This is a genomic window from Bacillus sp. 2CMS4F (assembly GCF_023161785.1).
GTDB lineage: Bacteria > Bacillota > Bacilli > Bacillales > Bacillaceae > Bacillus > Bacillus halotolerans.
Map to the genome: position 1 here is coordinate 425,660 of NZ_JALNTO010000001.1, position 17,981 is coordinate 443,640.

Genomic DNA, 17,981 nt, shown 5'->3' on the forward strand with positions numbered 1-17,981 from the left:
CCTCCTTTAATTTTTCTTAAAAGCTCTTGGATGGTGAGACATATATGTGTTTCTCAACATTTCCTTCGAAACGTGCGTGTATATCTGTGTCGAAGACAGATTGGAATGCCCGAGCAGTTCTTGAACGCTCCTCAAATCTGCTCCTTCGTTTAATAGATGAGTGGCGAACGTATGTCGAAGCATATGCGGATGGATATGTAAAGTGCCGGACGCTTTTTTGACAAGCCCGCTTAAAATGTGCCTAATGCCTCGGGCTGTAAGCGGTCCGCCTCTTTGATTCACGAATAATAGATCATGAGGTTCTTTTGCTTTTTTCAGCAAGCACTGTCTTCCGCTATTCATATATAACTTCAACGCTTCGCGGGCGTAAGACCCAAAAGGGATATAACGCTGTTTCTTGCCTTTCCCGTGAACAAGCACAGTATCCATAAATAAATCAAGATCATGAACACTTATGGAAGAGCATTCACTGACCCTCATTCCGGTGGCATAGAGAAGCTCTAATAGCGCTTGATCCCTCATGCCGGTCGGCTGGCTTATATCTGAAACTTCAAACAGTTCCTCAAGCTCTTTTTGATATAGAAACTTCGGTATCCGTTTCTCTTGTTTCGGCAGATGAACAAGCTGGAACGGATTATCATCAACAAGCTTTTCTCGCATCAGAAATTTGTAAAAGCTTCTCAATGCAGAAATTTTTTTGCTGATTGTTCTTCTCGATAAACCCTTTTCATAGGCTTCCGTCAAAAAAATTCTAGTATCTTGATATGCAACTTCTTCAAATCCATTTATACCTTGAACGCGCAGGAAAGTCTCGAATTCTTCAATTGAATCCACATAATTCACAATAGTATATTGTGAATAATTTTTTTCAATTTGTAAATATTCAACGAATAACTTTACGAAATTCTTAACATTCTCCATGCCAAATACCTCCCCAGGAAGGGCTTTTAAATGGTATCACAAATCGCGATCAAGTTGCAATCAATACCTATATTGTTTTCGAAATTGTTTGAATTGTCTCGATCGCCCGATTTGCGTACTGTTCATTACGCTCTTTTTTATTTTTAATTTTAACAGGCAAATCTTTCAAAAGCCCAAAGTTTGCATTCATCGGCTGGAAGTTCTTCTGGTTTGTTGTTGTAATATAGTGAGCCATACTGCCTATTGCTGTTTCCTGAGGAAAAGTGACAAGCTCTTCTCCTAAAACAAGTTTAGCCGCATTAATACCTGCTACAAGCCCAGAAGCAGCCGATTCCACATATCCTTCTACTCCCGTCATTTGTCCTGCGAAGAACAAATCGTTCCGTTTTTTAAATTGGTAAGTCGGTTTTAACAAGCTTGGAGAATTAATGAATGTATTTCTGTGCATAACACCGTATCTGACGATTTCCACATTTTCAAGTCCGGGAATCAATTTGAGGACTTCCTTTTGGTCTCCCCATTTTAAATGAGTTTGGAATCCTACAATATTATAGAGAGTTCCCGCCGCATCATCCTGTCTGAGCTGAACGACTGCATATGGACGTTTTCCGGTAACAGGATGCTCTAATCCCACTGGCTTCATCGGTCCGAAAAGCATTGTTTTCTTTCCTCGTTTTGCCATTACTTCAATCGGCATGCAGCCCTCAAAGAAAATCTCTTTTTCAAACTCTTTTAACGGCACAGTTTCTGCTGATGTCAAAGCTTCATGAAAACGGTCAAACTCTTCTTCTGTCATCGGGCAGTTTAGATAAGCCGCTTCTCCTTTGTCATAACGGGATTTCAAATACACTTTATCCATGTCCAGGCTGTCTTTCTCTACGATAGGCGCTGCTGCATCATAGAAGTATAAATAGTCCTCTCCAGTAAGCTCTTTTAACTGTGCAGACAATGATTCTGAAGTTAACGGACCAGTTGCGATAATCGTTGGTCCTTCAGGTATTTCTGTTACTTCTTCATTAACGACGGTAACGTTGGGATGGTTTTTCACCCGGTTTGTCACACTTGCCGCAAATTCATGCCGGTCTACCGCGAGTGCGCCCCCGGCAGGCACTGAGCATTCGTCAGCCGCAGCAATAATTGCTGAATCAAGCGCACGCATTTCTTCTTTTAATACACCTACAGCGTTAGCAAGTGTATTGGAGCGTAAAGAGTTGCTGCATACCAGTTCTGCAAATTTATCAGTATGATGGGCAGGCGTCTGTTTGACTGGGCGCATTTCATATAATCTGACTTGAATCCCCCGTTTGGCAAGCTGCCACGCCGCTTCACTGCCTGCGAGTCCGGCTCCGATTACATTCACTGTTTGTTGATTCATCTTTCACATCTCCTAGTTTATTATTCATTGTCTTCTTTTAACACACAAAGAAGGTGAGCAAGACCCTGCTCACCGCTACTTCTGTGGTTCTTCCTTATAATCGCATTCCACGCATTGGACTTGTATGCCTTTTTTGAGCTTTTTCTCAACAAGCATTTTTCCGCATTTCGGACATTTTCGTTCAATTGGTTTGTCCCAGGAAACGAATTCACAGTCCGGATAACGGTCACAGCCGTAAAAAACCCGCTTCTTTTTCGATTTTCGCTCAACAATATTTCCTTCTCCGCAGCTCGGACACTTCACACCGATTTGTTTGACAATCGGCTTTGTATTCCGGCAATCGGGGAAATTGGAGCAAGCTAAGAATTTACCGTATCGGCCCATTTTATATACCATAGGAGAACTGCATAATTCACAATCTTCTCCAGCATATTCTGGTTCTATTTCAACTTCCTTCATTTCTGATTCGGCTTTTTTCACGCGCTTTTCAAAATCGGTATAGAAGTTATCAATAATCTGTACCCATTCTATATTGCCTTCCTCAACATTATCAAGGTCTTTTTCCATTTTTGCCGTAAACTCAACGTTAATGATTTCAGGGAAAAATTCCATGATCAGCTCAAGCACGATCTGCCCTAATTCTGTGGGAACAAACCGTTTATTATCCAAACCAACGTACCCGCGCCGCTGAATCGTATCAAGCGTCGGAGCATAAGTGGAAGGACGGCCGATCCCGAGTTCTTCAAGCGTTTTAACCAAACGGGCCTCAGTATAGCGCGGAGGCGGCTGGGTAAAATGCTGTTCCGGTTCTATGTCCTTAGATAAAACAGTGTCTCCCTCTTGCAAGTCAGGCAGCATCCGGTCTTTTTCTTCCAATTGATCGTCTTTGCCTTCAACATACACTTTCATAAACCCGGAAAACTTGACTTTACTTCCGTTTGCGCGAAAAGTCAAACCGTTGTTTGTCAAATCAACACTCATTGTATCTAAAACAGCAGATGCCATTTGACTGGCAACAAAGCGCTCCCAAATTAATTTATACAGTCTCAGCTGATCTCTGCCAAGGACTGCTTTTAATTCGCTTGGTTTTCTAAGAACCGACGTCGGACGGATCGCTTCGTGGGCATCCTGAGCATTTTCATTCTTTTTAGCGGGCTTTCTTTTGCCGCCTAAGTACTCTTTTCCGTACGTTTGATCAATAAACGCTGCCGCTTCATCAACTGCTGTATTGGAAATGCGGGTTGAATCCGTTCTCATATATGTGATCAGACCGACAGTTCCTTCTTTTCCAAGATCAATTCCTTCATATAATTGCTGCGCAATCATCATCGTTTTCTTCGCTCTGAAATTGAGCTTACGCGCTGCTTCCTGCTGAAGGGTGGAAGTTGTAAATGGCAAGGCCGGATTACGTTTACGTTCCTTTTTAGTTACTTTTTCAACTGTATACTTATTGCCTTTGAGCTGAGAAAGTATGTCTTTTACATCCGCTTCACTCTTTAAAGGAAGTTTTTTGCCGTTTTTACCGAAAAAGCCCGCTTCAAACGTCTCCTGTCCTTTTAAGAACGTGCCGTCTATTGTCCAATATTCCTCTGGCTTAAAGTCGTTAATTTCCTTTTCACGATCAATAATTAAACGAAGGGCAACAGATTGAACACGGCCAGCACTGAGTCCTTTTTTGACTTTTTTCCAAAGGATTGGGCTGATTTTATATCCGACGAGCCTGTCTAATATACGTCTCGCCTGCTGTGCATCCACCAAATCCATATTGATCATGCGGGGATGCTTAAATGATTCTTTAATTGCATCTTTCGTAATTTCGTTAAACACAACACGGCAGTCTGAATGAAGATCCAAATCAAGGCTGTGGGCCAAGTGCCATGCAATCGCTTCCCCTTCTCTGTCGGGGTCGGCTGCGAGATAAACTTTTTTAGCTTTTTTGGCAGCCGTTTTCAGCTCTTTTAGTACCGGACCTTTACCTCGAATGGTTATATATTTCGGTTCGAAATTTTGTTCTATGTCAACTCCCATTTGACTTTTTGGAAGATCCCGGACATGTCCCATTGATGCTTTCACTTTATATTTTTTACCTAAGTAACGTTCAATCGTTTTCGCCTTAGCGGGCGATTCCACGATGACTAGATAATCAGACATTTTCATCCCCCTCAAGAGGTGTTCTCTCTCTTCAAGTATTTCAAATTTTATTTTATATTTGCAGCTGTCTTTATTTGGCTTTCAACATTTCATTCTTTATGATGAACGTCATTATTTAAATAGAAAACAATATGCAACTTTAAATCCTCACTATTATTAAATATTACAATGCTGTTTGTCAAACGATAATTCAAAAGGGTTCCGTATATTGAACGTTTTTCTCAGGAAGCTCTGCATAAATATCCTCTGCTGACCATATGGCTTTAGCCCCCTCTTGAATCAATTTTATAGGACCTCCGGCGTAAGGATCAAATACAGAACCGGGTACGGCAAATACTTCTCTCCCTTGTTCCAGTGCTTGGTATGCGGTAATCAAAGAACCGCTTTTTTCTTTGCCCTGCACAACAATAATGCCCTCACTTAACCCGCTGATGATACGGTTTCTCATAGGGAAATGCCATTTTTGGGGTTTGGTTTCAGGTGGATGCTCTGACAGAAGAAGATGGTGTTTAGCCATGTGTTCTGCTAATTGAAGATTTTCTCGAGGATAAATGTTCTGAAATCCGCCTGCGATGACTCCGATTGTCCGCCCCTTCGCCTTAATACTTGCAGCATGGGACAATCCGTCAATCCCAGACGCCAGCCCGCTGACAATCACCCACTTTTTATGGCAAAGCTCTATTGTAAGATGATTGACAACCCGGATTCCATAGGCTGTCGGATGTCTCGTACCTACAATTCCTATTTTTCTCCCTTGAGAAAGAAGGGATATATCACCTTTTGCAAACAGCACGGGAGGCGGATCATAAATGGTTTTCAGCCAGAATGGATATTGATCTGAGGATATTGGGATGACTTTAATGCCTTGCTGTTGATATACAGAGAGTAAATGCTGGAGTTTTGGATATTGTTCTTCTATTTTATTTTTTAGTGCCGCAGCCCTTACTTTGCCGCGTGAAGCTGTTTCTAATGCACATGAAGGATTTGACAGTGACATTGACGGATCAGCTTTCCACCATTTTAATAGAAGAGACGGGGATAGTAATTGGTTGATTCTGCAAGTGATTAAACAGGCAGCGGCCTGATCCAATATGAGAACCTCCTTTTAACAGCAAAAGCAGGAACAGCCAAGATGGCTGTCCCTTCTCTATTAATGAGTTTTGCACGTTTCAAATAAATTCTTTTCTTTCAACACTTTAATTAATGTTTCTCCCATGACAGAAGGTGTCTCTGCAACTTCGATTCCGCATTCATTAAGTGTTTTAATTTTTTCATCAGCCGTGCCTTTTCCGCCGGAAATGATGGCGCCTGCATGCCCCATGCGCTTCCCTGGAGGTGCTGTTTTACCGCCAATGAATCCGACTACCGGTTTTGTCATGTTGGCTTTTACCCACTCAGCAGCTTCCTCTTCAGCTGTACCGCCGATTTCGCCGATCATGATGACAGCGTGTGTTTCAGGATCTTCGTTAAACGCTTTTAAAACGTCAATGAAGTTGGTTCCATTTACAGGATCGCCGCCGATTCCAACAGCTGTAGACTGTCCTACACCCGCTTCTGACAGCTGATGCACCGCTTCGTATGTTAATGTTCCTGAACGCGATACAACGCCTACATGACCCTTTTTATGGATATATCCGGGCATAATGCCGATTTTACATTCATCAGGCGTGATGACGCCAGGACAGTTCGGTCCTATTAATCTCGTTTTCTTGCCTTCCATAAAGCGTTTCACTTTTACCATATCTAATACCGGGATATGCTCTGTGATGCAAATGACCAGATCAAGCTCCGCATCTACCGCTTCCATAATTGCATCAGCTGCAAACGGTGCCGGAACATAGATAACAGACGCATTTGCGCCAGTCGTATGAACTGCATCAGCCACTGTATTAAATACAGGTACCCCTTCTACTTCTGTTCCGCCTTTTCCAGGTGTCACACCGCCCACGATATTTGTGCCGTATTCAAGCATCTGCTTCGTATGGAATAAAGCGGTAGAACCTGTAATCCCTTGTACAATAACTCTTGTATCTTTATTGATAAAAACACTCATTATTTGGTCCCCTGCCTTTCATTCTTTCCTATACTAAAGATACGATTTTCTGCGCGCCGTCAGCCATGGATTCCGCAGATGTAATATTTAATCCTGATTCACTAAGGATTTTCTTCCCTAGATCCACGTTTGTTCCTTCAAGACGGACGACAAGCGGCAATGTTAAACCGACTTGCCTTGTCGCTTCAACAACCCCTTCTGCGATGACATCACATTTCATAATGCCTCCGAAAATGTTGACGAAAATCCCTTTAACATTTTGATCAGAAAGAATGATTTTAAATGCTTCCGTGACTTTTTCTGCGGTTGCGCCGCCCCCGACATCAAGGAAGTTGGCCGGTTCTCCTCCATAATGTTTAATGATATCCATCGTGGACATTGCTAGTCCAGCGCCGTTTACCATGCATCCGATATTTCCATCAAGGGAAATGTAGCTCAGATCGTATTTAGACGCTTCAATTTCTTTTGGATCTTCTTCGTCCAAATCTCTGTATTCCATAATATCTTTTTGTCTGTATAATGCGTTGCTGTCAAAATTTAATTTCGCATCAAGCGCCATCACATTCCCGTCTCCAGTTACAACGAGAGGATTGATTTCGGCGATTGAGCAGTCTTTCTCAACAAACGCTTTGTATAGTCCAAGCATAAATTTAGCAGCTTTCCCCACAAGCTCTTTTGGAATATTGATAGCGAATGCAATTTCTCTAGCTTGATAGCCTTGGAGGCCAACAGCCGGATCAATGACAGCCTTTTTGATTTTTTCCGGTGTTTTCTCTGCTACTTCTTCAATTTCTGTTCCGCCTTCTTCAGAGGCCATCAGAACAATTCTTGAAGTGGCACGGTCAAGCACTAATCCCACATAGTATTCCTTTTTAATATCGCAGCCTTCTTCAATAAGTAAGCGTTTTATTACTTGCCCGTCCGGACCCGTCTGATGCGTAACGAGGGTCTTACCTAAAAGTTCTTCGGCATACGCTTTTACTTCGTCTAATGATTTTGCTATTTTTACCCCACCAGCTTTGCCTCGACCGCCAGCATGAATTTGAGCCTTTACGACATAAACCGAGCTGGATAAGCTCTTTGCTTTTTCAACTGCTTCTTCTGCTGTAAAAGCCACTTTACCTTCAGGAACAGATACCCCATATTTTCTGAGGACTTCTTTTCCCTGGTACTCATGGATATTCATTTCCCATCCTCCTAACTTATGTAACAAAACTAAAAATAGACTGCGCTTTCATTCTATATAATACTGGAAGAATTGTCTAGAGTTCGATGCAAAATCTTAAAATCCTTCTAAACATTCAAACTTTTATTTTATTAAAAACATAAATTTCAAGCGGAGAATGGGGAATATTTTAGCTATTTTTTATTTTTTACACTTTCGTCCAATCTGTAAATGAAAGAAAAAATCTCGGCTACCGTTTCATAAAGTGCTTCCGGGATCTGGTCATCCACAGTCAAATGGCGCATTAATTCGACAAGGGTCCGATCTTCTTGGATCGGGACCCCCGCCTTTTTAGCTTCTTTTATAATGTTGTCAGCAACATGGCCCTTCCCGGTTGCAATTACTCTTGGCGCCTTGTCTTTTTTTTCGTCATAATGGAGAGCTATGGCTTTTCTTAAAGGCGTTTGCTCGTTCATATTTTCACATCCACTCCCTGATCACTGATGCTTGTTATGTATTGATCAATTGTAGCCTTTTCATCAGATTGAAGGCGTTTTTTAGCGTTAACTCCTGAAAGACTGTAGCCCATTTCTTTGAGCGATTGCTTGAGGGCGGGCACCATGGGATCGATTGCCGGCTGAAGTTCAAAGTCCGTCTCAATTGTAATCGTCATGACTTGCTGCTGTATCAGGCAGTCAACAACTGTTTCTTTTAACGTATCCAATTGCAGTAAAAACAAGAGCCGGCAATGGGAAGGATCGAGCTTTCCATCCGCTTCTTTTTGTCCTTTAAACAGAACAGTCATGTCCTGAACCCCCGATTTTGAAAACATCGGAAATGACATCACAATTTGGCTGTAGGAAGGATGATCCTGCTGCATGAGAAGCTGACCGTTTAATTTATGGAAGAGCTGATCCGCTTCCTGTTTGACAGGTTCCGCTAACTCATGTGACGCTCTGGCAGCATGAAGAGCCATCTTAACTGATTGAATATCATCGGGCAGCACTGCGGTGCCTTGTTCAAACGCTTTAATAAAAGCAAGCTCATCTCGAGCGCCTATTGCCATTTTCACTTTGGATAAGAAGGAAAGAACATCTGCCTTATCCGCCAAATTAGGAGCTGTCTGCTGAACAGCCTTTAAAAACACTTCTGCTTCTTGATCCGTGACTTGCGCGGTCTGCAAAGCAGATGCTGCTGCCTCAGGCTTATTTTGACTAGAGGAAACAACAGCCTTTATCCAATTCGCTGCTTCTTTTACGATTGTATTGCCGTTTTTATCCGCAGCTTCCGTCAGTGTGGCCAACAGCCTTCCTGCTTCTTTCATTGGAATGTCTGAGACAGTTTTAGCGGCACCATCTCGTATGTTTCGCTGCTGCTCCTGCGGGTTTGCAGGCGCCCAGTTTGCCTTTCCTGCGGAGCCGTCTGCTGCGCTAAGCTCCCGGTTTCCAGCTGTACTGACTGAAGAAGCAGATCTGTTATGATCCGTTAACGAGATAAGCTTCTCGATAAGACGTTCTGCATGGACATCTGTTTCACTATTAAAAAGTGCCGTAACGGCTTCTTTTAGCTTTGTCAGCGTCTGGCTCGGCTGAGGATTTTGATGAATAGCCTGAATCAGCTGAGATAAGTGCTGATGGAGCGGTACAGGTGATTTGACAGCATGAACTCCGCTCAAAACATCGGGGTGAACGGGGAGATCCCGCTTTAAGGCAAATAAAACTGTTTCGATGGCTTTTTTTGTGTCTGTCGCAGGCAGCGTGTCCATCCAGCGGACGGCTGTTTTGATATCATTTTCTGTGATGGGTGTTTTGCTTTTCAGCATTGCGCCAGCCATCATAAGGGATGCGTTTGACAGCTTCACTGAAATAGCGTTCAGAAGCTTGCCCGCTGCATCCTCAATGGTTTTGGGATTTTGGTCAAAGCTTTGAACAACCTGGAGACGGCCTGTCTGTTCCGCTGGTTTTTTTTCGTAGGAAAACCAGTAATACGCCTGAGGGCGAAGCTGGGTTTCAAGTTTGCCTTGAATCGTTTGATTCCCTACTTGGATCAGTGCATGCTGGTCCCCTAATAAACGAAGCACTTTTCCTAAAAGGAGACGCTTTACGGTATTTGATTCGTCGGTTGTATTTGATGTTTCCTGCGGAGCTGCAGTGTTTCCAAAAAGGTTTTTGAGCGCCTGCTGTACATCATTTCGTATGTTCATTTCAAAAGGTGCCTCCTTGTCCATTAGATTATCTGTAAGATTGAACAGGAGCGAAAGTTTTCCGGTGCAAGTCGGTCGGTCCATAAGCTGCGAGCGCTTCAAGATGCTCTTTTGTCCCATAGCCTTTATTTTTTTCAAAGCCGTACTGCGGATACTTTTCGGCATATGCGCTCATCATCCGGTCTCTCGTTACTTTCGCAATACACGCACCTGCTGCGATAGACACGCTTCTGGCATCACCTTTTATAATTGAAGACTGAGACGTATCGAGCGGCAGTGTCATCGCGTCAACGAGCAAATAATCGGGTGTATCGGACAAATCGCGGATTGCTTCGACCATTGCCAATTTTGAGGCTTCATAAATATTGATCTCATCAATAACAGCTGCTTCTACAATTCCTATACCGACTGCCACAGCTTCTTTCATAATGAGATCGTAATATTCCTCACGCTTTTTTTCTGTAAGCTTTTTTGAGTCTGTGAGTCCAAGTATTTCGCATTCCTCAGGAAGGATGACTGCGCTGGCGACCACCGGCCCTGCCAATGGGCCCCGCCCTACTTCGTCTACTCCTGCAATAAAACGAAACCCCTTGTTTCTCGCAAGCCTTTCATAGGAGGTCATATTCACCCACTGATCTTTTAGCGCTTTTTCCTTTGCGTGCTTTTTCAACCATTGCTCTACAAGCGCTTGTACGCTTTTTCTCGGATCATTTTCACACTGGGCAAGAAATGGGTCCTGGTCATCTCTTATCTCTTGCAGACGGTCTCTAATGTCTTTTACGGTTAATGTATTCACTTTCTCTTCTCCCTTACTGTATGTATCGGTCCTGTCAGGAAAAAATAAAGACCCGCATTTCTGCGCGTCTTTACATCGTCGGCTGTTCGAATGACAGCCTCCCGAACTTTTCTGTGCGGATATCACGAATGATCACTTCAGTCGTTTTATCGTAGTTAATAAGCCCACCGCTCATGAGGCAGCCGCGTTTTTCACCTATTGCATCAAACAGCTCCGCGATGTCTTCGGGTATCTCATCGAGCCCGTAGCGTTCTTTAAGCCGTTCAGGATAATGTTCTTCGAGAAAACGGAGGCCAAACACGGCAACATCCTGAAGATTGATAATCGAGTCTTTAATAGCCCCCGTAACTGCCAGCCTCAACCCGACAAGCTCATCCTCAAATTTAGGCCATAAAATCCCCGGAGTGTCTAAAAGCTCTAATTCTTTTCCGACTTTGACCCATTGCTGAGATGTTGTGATACCCGGTCTGTCTCCGGTTTTCGCAATGTTTTTCTTTGCCAGCCGGTTGATAAGCGTTGATTTTCCGACGTTCGGAATGCCGATGATCAGCGCCCGGATCGCTCTTGGCTTTACACCTTTTGCTCTCATCCGGTCAAATTTCTCCTGCAGGATATCTTTTGAAGCCGGAACGATTTGATTTAATCCTTGGCCATTTACAGAATTAATGGACAGAGAGCGGATTCCTTGGTTCTCAAAGTGCTCTTTCCACTGCTGTGTAACTGCCGCATCTGCTTTGTCAGCTTTATTTAACAGCATAATTCTCGGCTTATTTTTCAAGATGTCTTCAATCATTGGGTTTCTTGATGACATCGGGATTCTGGCATCTACCAATTCATATACAATATCGATTAATTTTAATTTTTCGGTTACTTCCCGTCTTGCCTTTGCCATATGGCCAGGGAACCATTGGATTGTCATGTGACACGAACACCGCCTTTATCTTCTGAGTGTGCAAGATTCTTAGTTGTTCTTTATGTATTTTACGATGCCTGACCGGCATTTTCAAATTCTGTATAAAAAAAGAGCCTGTTACTGGTAACAAGCTCTTTTCGTTCGTTATCATTATCGTCTGATTTCTTTAATACGAGCCGCTTTTCCGCGAAGTTCACGCAGGTAGTAAAGCTTAGCACGGCGTACTTTACCGTAACGTACAACTTCGATTTTCGCGATTTTTGGTGTGTGTACAGGGAAAGTACGTTCAACGCCAACACCGTAAGAAATCTTACGAACTGTGAACGTTTCGCTGATTCCACCACCACGACGCTTGATCACAACACCTTCAAAAATCTGGATACGCTCACGGTTACCCTCAACAACTTTTACGTGTACACGTAAAGTGTCACCAGGACGGAACGTAGGAAGATCAGTACGAAGCTGTTCTTTTGTGATATCTTCAATTAGTTTTTGCATCGTTTTCAACTCCTTCCAACAGATGCTCTTGGCCTCAAAACCCGGCACAGCGGAACATCGTTTTCAAGCTTTCAACGGATAAGCCCGTTCAAGCCACAAGTAGTATCTTATCACAATTTCATAGCCTATGCAATAAAATCTATTCTTTTTCCCATTCAGAAATCCATTTTCTTTCTTGCTCTGTAAGCGGATAGTCTTTCAGAAGATCCGGGCGTCTTACATAGGTTCTTCTGATCGATTCTTTATTCCGCCATTCTTTGATTTTAGCATGGTTTCCTGATAGAAGTGTTTCAGGCACTTTTAAACCTTTATAATCTGCCGGTCTTGTATAATGCGGATGCTCCAAGAGCCCCGTACTGAACGAATCCTCTATGTGGGAAGCCTCTTTGCCAAGCACACCCGGAAGCAGCCTGACGACACTGTCAGCAATCATCATCGCAGGCAGCTCACCGCCTGTCAGAACGAAGTCGCCAATTGATATTTCATCTGTCACCAAATGCTCGCGGATTCGCTCATCATAGCCTTCATAATGGCCGCAGATAAACAGCAAATGCTCTTCCTTTGCCAATTCCTCGGCTTTTTTTTGTGTGAAACGCTCACCTTGCGGGCAGACGAGGATAACGCGCGGCGGACTGTCGGCTTTTGAGGTCAAATCCTCAACCGCGTCAAAAACAGGCTGAGGCTTAAGAACCATACCTGCTCCGCCACCGTAAGGATAATCATCCACTGTATTATGCTTGTTATCAGAATACTCCCGGAAATTGACGATCTGGAACTGCACTGCTTCTTTTTCTTGGGCTTTTTGAAGAATGGATGAACCGAGCACCCCTTCAAACATTTCAGGAAACAGCGTCAAAAAATCGATTTTCATTCGTCTATTAATCCTTCCATGAGTTGAATCTCAATTTTCTTTTCGTTGATATCAATCTGTTTGACGACTGATTCAATGTAAGGGATCAGCGCGTCTTTTTTACCTTTACGCCCGATTACCCATACATCATTGGCTCCCGGTGTTAAAATTTCTTTCACCTTTCCGATCAGTTCGCCTTCTTCGGTAAAAACTTCACAGCCGATAATTTCGTGGAAATAAAATTCTCCTTCATTCAGCTCACCCAAATCCTCTTCAGGAACTTTGATGATGGCGTTTTTCAGTTCCTCTACTTCATTCAGGCTTTGTCTTTCTTTAAACTGCAGCAGATGAAATTGCTTATGCAGCCTGTACGTGTTTACCGTTACCTCTATCGGTTCTTGGCGTCCGTCCATAAACAAATACAGCGTGTTGCCCGGCTTGTACCGTTCTTCGGCAAAATCCGTTTTTGAAATGACCCGCACCTCGCCTTTAATTCCGTGGGTATTTACAATTTTACCGACATTAAACCATCGCTTTGTCATATAATCACCTCTGGCGAATTTCAATTACTGTTCCGTCTTTTATGACGATGGTGTTTGCTGCTGTTTTCTCATGCCAGTCATCTCCGACTTCAATGGTCAGCAGCGCATCGATTTCCTTTTCTTTCATTTCACTGCCAAGCGGTAATGTATGTACTTGGGTAATTTGAAAATCGATCATTTTCATATTATCTTTTCGTTTTTCTATTGCCTTTTTAAATTGTTCAATTACATCTGGGTTCTGCTGTTCTTTTTCATGTTTTCTAAGCTGAAAATAGAGCTGGCTGCATTCTCGTTCAAGCATTTGCTTCTTTTCTGTGAAAGTAGATAAAAGCTTTTCTTTGCTGCGCTCGGTTAAGACTTGCATAACGGCTACACGGTGAATAATTTGCATCGCACCAAGCTCCCTGCTTTTAAAACTTTTTCAAGACCAGACTTTTCTATCTTGTCTTATCTTCTATCAGTTTACCCGTTTTTTGCGTGTAAAAAAAGGGGAGGTGCCGGCCCTCTCCCTTTTAGTCAAATATTTCAAATTGAACTTTCTTAGAAGACTGTGCGCCAGCTGCAAATACAGCTGTTCGAATCGCTTTTGCAGTCCGGCCTTGCTTCCCGATAACTTTACCGGTATCTGACTTATGAACAGATAAGCGCAGCGCAATCTTTTGATCGGTTTCTTCTCTTATGACCCGAATGTCATCTGGATGATCAACAAGCGGCGTCACAATCGTGACAATCAAATCTTCCAAGTGTTGATCAGTCATTACTTGCCTTGTTTAGCGTTGTGGAATTTTTCCATGATTCCTTGGCTAGAGAACAAGTTGCGAACTGTATCAGATGGTTTCGCTCCAGTTTGAAGCCATTTAAGAGCAAGCTCTTCATCGATTTTTACTTCCGCTGGTTTTGCAACCGGGTTGTAAGTGCCGACTGTTTCGATGAAACGGCCGTCACGCGGTGAACGAGAATCTGCTACAACAATACGATAGAAAGGAGATTTTTTTGCTCCCATACGTTTTAAACGAATTTTTACTGCCATTTTACTAGCACCTCCGAAAATATTTCAACAAGATAGTATATTAACAATGATAAAAGTGTTTGTAAAGTGTTTTTTCTTAACAACGGTTTTATCATGTATAACCGATTACATAAAAGGTAACTTAAATCCTTTTTTCTTTCCTTTTGACATGTTTGTCATCTGCTTCATCATTTTTTTCATTTCGTCAAACTGCTTAAGCAGACGGTTGACTTCCTGTACGGACGTCCCGCTTCCTTTCGCAATCCGCTTGCGCCGGCTGGCATTAATGATATCTGGCTGTTCTTTTTCAAGAACAGTCATCGATTTAATGATCGCTTCCACATGATTCAGCTGCTTTTCATCAACTTGAATATTTTTCAAGCCTTTCATCTTACCTGCACCCGGCATCATTTGCAGAAGCTCATCCAGAGGTCCCATGTTTCTGACCTGTCCGAGCTGCTCCAGAAAATCATCCAATGTGAAGCTCATTGTTCTCATTTTTTGTTCCAGCTCTTTGGCCTTGTCTTCATCGACGGTTGCCTGAGCTTTTTCAATCAATGTTAACACGTCACCCATGCCGAGAATCCTTGATGCCATGCGTTCAGGATGGAATGCTTCTAATGCATCAAGCTTTTCGCCTAAACCGGCGAATTTAATCGGCGTGTTTGTCACCGCACGAATGGAAAGTGCAGCACCCCCGCGCGTGTCTCCATCAAGCTTCGTTAACACAACACCGGTTAAACCGAGCTGTTCGTTAAAGCTTTTGGCTACATTCACGGCATCCTGCCCGGTCATTGAATCGACAACCAGAAAGATTTCTTCCGGATTCGCGATTTCTTTCACTTGGGTCAGTTCATCCATAAGCTCATGGTCGATATGCAAACGGCCTGCCGTATCCAAAATGACATAATCATAGTGTTCTTCCTTGGCTTTTTCGATAGCCTGCTTGGCTATTTCTACAGGGCTGACCTGATCACCAAGGGAAAAAACAGGCATGTCGAGCTGCTTGCCTAGCGTTTCCAGCTGCTTGATTGCAGCAGGACGGTAAATATCGGCAGCAACCAGCATCGGTTTGCGATTATGCTTTTTGCGCAGCAGATTTGCAAGCTTACCGCTCGTTGTCGTTTTACCGGCACCCTGGAGACCAACCATCATAATAACAGTCGGCGGCCGCTTCGCGACGGCAATTTTGCTTTCTTCGCCGCCCATCAGCTCTGTCAGTTCCTCTTTAACGACTTTAATGACCTGCTGGCCGGGCGTCAGGCTTTTCATGACGTCTTGGCCTACAGCCCGTTCACTTACTTTTTTCACAAAATCCTTTACTACTTTAAAGTTAACGTCAGCCTCAAGCAGCGCAAGACGAACCTCACGCATCATTTCTTTTACATCTTGTTCGCTGACTTTCCCTTTTCCGCGGATTTTAGAAATCGTCTGCTGCAGTCGGTCGGCTAATCCTTCAAATGCCATAGTTTGCCGCCTCCTAATCTAATTTCTCAAGCGCTTCAATCAGAGCTGTAATTTCTTCCTCTTCTTTAGTACCGGAAGCAAGCTCCTTCAGCTTATTAAACATCTCTTTACGCTCCTGAAACTTTTTCAAAAGGAGCAGCTTTTCTTCATATTGTTCAAGCATCGCTTCTGTTCGTTTGATGTTATCATAAACAGCTTGTCTTGAAACCTCATACTCTTCGGCTATTTCGCCAAGGGAGAAATCGTCCAAATAATAAAGAGACATATAGCTCTTCTGTTTAGACGTCAACAACGACTGATAAAAATCAAACAGATAATTCATTCTCGTTGTCTTTTCGAGCGACATATGAGCTCTCCCCTTTGTTAAGTCAAATCCCTTTACGATAACTTAGTTTACATGGTTTTAATATGAGTGTCAAGTTTTTATCTTGTCAAAGCAACGATCACTTTTTCCAATATTAACTAAACACCATCTAATTTATTCCGATATTGTATATGTACCCTATTTTAAAGGAGGATTCTCATGAAAAAAATCGGTTTATTGGTTATGTTATGCTTGGCTGCCGTGTTACCATTTATTTTTCCCGCCCAGCAAGCAGCTGCGGCCGAAGCCCCTTATAAGGCCTCCATCTCAAATATTAGCACGGACGGAGGCGTGTACGGCAAAATCAATTACGGACAGGGCCAATTTTGGCGAGTCAAGTACAATATTACGATAAGCGGTACATTGCTCGACGAAAATGGAGCGCCAGTGCCAAACACACCAGTCAGCTTCGAAGCAGATACAAAAGTCGGGAATACAACACAGACAGCTGCGGGAACAACTGATGAAAACGGAAAGTTTAACGTTCCAATGTATTTAGGACCTGCTGCTGGATACTACACGTATTACACATCTGTTTCCGTTCATTACTATGACATTATTCCATTCAGAGTTTATTCAGGTGATGCGAAATTGCTATCCACTGATAACAGCCTTTATCATTTCGCCTATCAAGTGAGACGATAACAAAACAGCCCCCAATGCTTTTGGGGGCTGTCTGTCTTTTTAATCCTCCGCTTTTTCCACTAAATCTGAAAAGAGCCCGTATACGTAAGATTCAGCGTCAAACTCCTGAAGATCATCAACTTTTTCTCCTAAACCGACTAATTTAACCGGAATATGAAGCTCGTTGCGAATCGCAAGGACAATGCCGCCTTTTGCAGTGCCGTCAAGCTTTGTTAAAGCAATTCCTGTAACGTTTGTTGCTTTAGAGAACTCCTTCGCCTGTGCCATTGCGTTTTGTCCAGTCGTGGCATCAAGGGCAAGCAGCACCTCATGAGGCGCTTCAGGCACTTCTCTTTCGATAACGCGTTTCACCTTTTCGAGCTCCTTCATCAGGTTTACCTTATTTTGAAGACGCCCTGCCGTATCACAAATTAATACATCGGCTTCTCTCGCTTTGGCAGCGTGAACAGCATCATAGATGACAGCCGCAGGATCGCTGCCGGCCGCCTGCTTAATGACAGGCACACCCGTACGTTCTCCCCATACTTCAAGCTGTTCAATCGCTCCTGCTCTGAAAGTGTCTCCGGCAGCGAGTACAACAGATTTCCCTTCTTGCTTTAGTTTATGAGCAAGCTTTCCGATCGTTGTCGTTTTGCCGACTCCATTTACGCCGACTAGGAGAATGACATTTAAACGCCCTTCCTGAATGTTCAGCTCAGAAATTTGTTCGTCTCCGCTGTTATAAATCTCCACCAGCTTCTCAGAAATAACAGACTGCACTTCCTGCGGCTCTTGAATATTTCTGCGTTTCACTTCTTTTTTGAGCTCGTCTATCAGCTCCATAACCGTTGTAAAACCGACATCAGCACTGATCAGAACCTCTTCAAGCTCTTCGAAGAAGTCCTCATCAATTTTACGGTAACGGGACACGAGATCATTCACTTTGTTTTGAAAGGAGTTTCTCGTTTTTTCAAGGCCGTCCTTAAACTTTTCAGATACGGAATCTGTCTGTTTGGTGATTTTCTCTTTTAATTTTTTAAAAAAGCTCAT

20 protein-coding genes are annotated in these 17,981 nt (G+C 43.2%); 1 reads left to right on the top strand and 19 read right to left on the bottom strand.

All coding sequences use genetic code 11. From position 1 onward, the window contains the following. Window positions 1–6: 6 nt before the first annotated feature. The 18 genes from xerC to MTN95_RS01940 form a co-directional block, all read right to left on the bottom strand. A complete protein-coding gene (gene xerC / locus MTN95_RS01855; RefSeq protein ID WP_044155903.1) occupies window positions 7–921 on the bottom strand; it encodes a tyrosine recombinase XerC in 915 nt (304 codons plus the stop codon). Between the two features lie 67 nt (window positions 922–988). Beyond that, the gene (trmFO, locus tag MTN95_RS01860; RefSeq protein ID WP_024121391.1) at window positions 989–2,296 is read right to left on the bottom strand and encodes an FADH(2)-oxidizing methylenetetrahydrofolate--tRNA-(uracil(54)-C(5))-methyltransferase TrmFO; all 1,308 of its coding nucleotides are present in this window, start codon (window positions 2,294–2,296) and stop codon (window positions 989–991) included. A gap of 75 nt (window positions 2,297–2,371) precedes the next feature. After that, the gene (topA, locus tag MTN95_RS01865; RefSeq protein WP_044155905.1) at window positions 2,372–4,447 is read right to left on the bottom strand and encodes a type I DNA topoisomerase; all 2,076 of its coding nucleotides are present in this window, start codon (window positions 4,445–4,447) and stop codon (window positions 2,372–2,374) included. Window positions 4,448–4,637: 190 nt separating this feature from the next. Continuing rightward, window positions 4,638–5,537, bottom strand: coding sequence for a DNA-processing protein DprA (gene dprA / locus MTN95_RS01870; RefSeq protein ID WP_105954228.1), 900 nt, complete (start codon window positions 5,535–5,537; stop codon window positions 4,638–4,640). Window positions 5,538–5,597: 60 nt separating this feature from the next. Next, window positions 5,598–6,500 (bottom strand): succinate--CoA ligase subunit alpha, encoded by a 903-nt coding sequence (gene sucD / locus MTN95_RS01875; protein ID WP_024121388.1) that lies wholly within the window; start codon window positions 6,498–6,500, stop codon window positions 5,598–5,600. Window positions 6,501–6,528: 28 nt separating this feature from the next. Beyond that, window positions 6,529–7,686 (bottom strand): ADP-forming succinate--CoA ligase subunit beta, encoded by a 1,158-nt coding sequence (gene sucC / locus MTN95_RS01880; protein ID WP_003238568.1) that lies wholly within the window; start codon window positions 7,684–7,686, stop codon window positions 6,529–6,531. Between the two features lie 173 nt (window positions 7,687–7,859). After that, complete coding sequence (locus MTN95_RS01885) at window positions 7,860–8,141, bottom strand: FlhB-like flagellar biosynthesis protein (RefSeq protein ID WP_059292791.1); 282 nt, start codon at window positions 8,139–8,141, stop codon at window positions 7,860–7,862. Further along, the gene (locus MTN95_RS01890; RefSeq protein ID WP_248336757.1) at window positions 8,138–9,868 is read right to left on the bottom strand and encodes a hypothetical protein; all 1,731 of its coding nucleotides are present in this window, start codon (window positions 9,866–9,868) and stop codon (window positions 8,138–8,140) included. Before MTN95_RS01890 ends, MTN95_RS01885 begins: the two co-directional genes overlap by 4 nt. A gap of 28 nt (window positions 9,869–9,896) precedes the next feature. Next, on the bottom strand, window positions 9,897–10,664 hold the full coding sequence (locus tag MTN95_RS01895) for a ribonuclease HII (RefSeq protein WP_248336759.1): 768 nt from the start codon (window positions 10,662–10,664) through the stop codon (window positions 9,897–9,899). A 70-nt stretch (window positions 10,665–10,734) separates the two neighbouring features. Then, window positions 10,735–11,583, bottom strand: coding sequence for a ribosome biogenesis GTPase YlqF (ylqF, locus tag MTN95_RS01900; RefSeq protein WP_010334231.1), 849 nt, complete (start codon window positions 11,581–11,583; stop codon window positions 10,735–10,737). 144 nt (window positions 11,584–11,727) lie between these two features. Then, window positions 11,728–12,075 carry a 50S ribosomal protein L19 gene (gene rplS / locus MTN95_RS01905; RefSeq protein ID WP_010334229.1) on the bottom strand — a complete coding sequence of 116 codons (348 nt, stop codon included), beginning with the start codon at window positions 12,073–12,075 and terminating at the stop codon, window positions 11,728–11,730. 139 nt (window positions 12,076–12,214) lie between these two features. Continuing rightward, entirely contained in the window at window positions 12,215–12,946 is a 732-nt protein-coding gene (gene trmD / locus MTN95_RS01910) for a tRNA (guanosine(37)-N1)-methyltransferase TrmD (protein ID WP_105954225.1), read from the bottom strand. Then, complete coding sequence (gene rimM / locus MTN95_RS01915) at window positions 12,943–13,467, bottom strand: ribosome maturation factor RimM (protein WP_248336761.1); 525 nt, start codon at window positions 13,465–13,467, stop codon at window positions 12,943–12,945. The genes trmD and rimM overlap by 4 nt, the downstream gene beginning before the upstream one ends. A gap of 4 nt (window positions 13,468–13,471) precedes the next feature. Beyond that, window positions 13,472–13,858, bottom strand: a complete 387-nt coding sequence (locus tag MTN95_RS01920) for a YlqD family protein (RefSeq protein WP_024121382.1) — start codon at window positions 13,856–13,858, stop codon at window positions 13,472–13,474. Window positions 13,859–13,979: 121 nt separating this feature from the next. Beyond that, window positions 13,980–14,225 (bottom strand): KH domain-containing protein, encoded by a 246-nt coding sequence (locus MTN95_RS01925; RefSeq protein ID WP_024121381.1) that lies wholly within the window; start codon window positions 14,223–14,225, stop codon window positions 13,980–13,982. Continuing rightward, window positions 14,225–14,497 carry a 30S ribosomal protein S16 gene (gene rpsP, locus MTN95_RS01930; protein WP_003220815.1) on the bottom strand — a complete coding sequence of 91 codons (273 nt, stop codon included), beginning with the start codon at window positions 14,495–14,497 and terminating at the stop codon, window positions 14,225–14,227. The genes MTN95_RS01925 and rpsP overlap by 1 nt, the downstream gene beginning before the upstream one ends. A 105-nt stretch (window positions 14,498–14,602) precedes the next feature. Then, window positions 14,603–15,943, bottom strand: a complete 1,341-nt coding sequence (gene ffh, locus MTN95_RS01935) for a signal recognition particle protein (protein ID WP_024121380.1) — start codon at window positions 15,941–15,943, stop codon at window positions 14,603–14,605. A 13-nt stretch (window positions 15,944–15,956) separates the two neighbouring features. Further along, window positions 15,957–16,289: a putative DNA-binding protein gene (locus MTN95_RS01940; protein ID WP_024121379.1), complete on the bottom strand. Its 333-nt coding sequence runs from the start codon at window positions 16,287–16,289 to the stop codon at window positions 15,957–15,959. A 177-nt stretch (window positions 16,290–16,466) separates the two neighbouring features. On the opposite strand from MTN95_RS01940, the gene MTN95_RS01945 reads away from it, so the two are divergent. Continuing rightward, window positions 16,467–16,952, top strand: a complete 486-nt coding sequence (locus tag MTN95_RS01945) for an Ig-like domain-containing protein (RefSeq protein ID WP_248336763.1) — start codon at window positions 16,467–16,469, stop codon at window positions 16,950–16,952. Between the two features lie 39 nt (window positions 16,953–16,991). Here the strand turns inward: MTN95_RS01945 and ftsY are convergent, their stop codons facing one another. After that, a complete protein-coding gene (gene ftsY / locus MTN95_RS01950; protein ID WP_248336765.1) occupies window positions 16,992–17,981 on the bottom strand; it encodes a signal recognition particle-docking protein FtsY in 990 nt (329 codons plus the stop codon).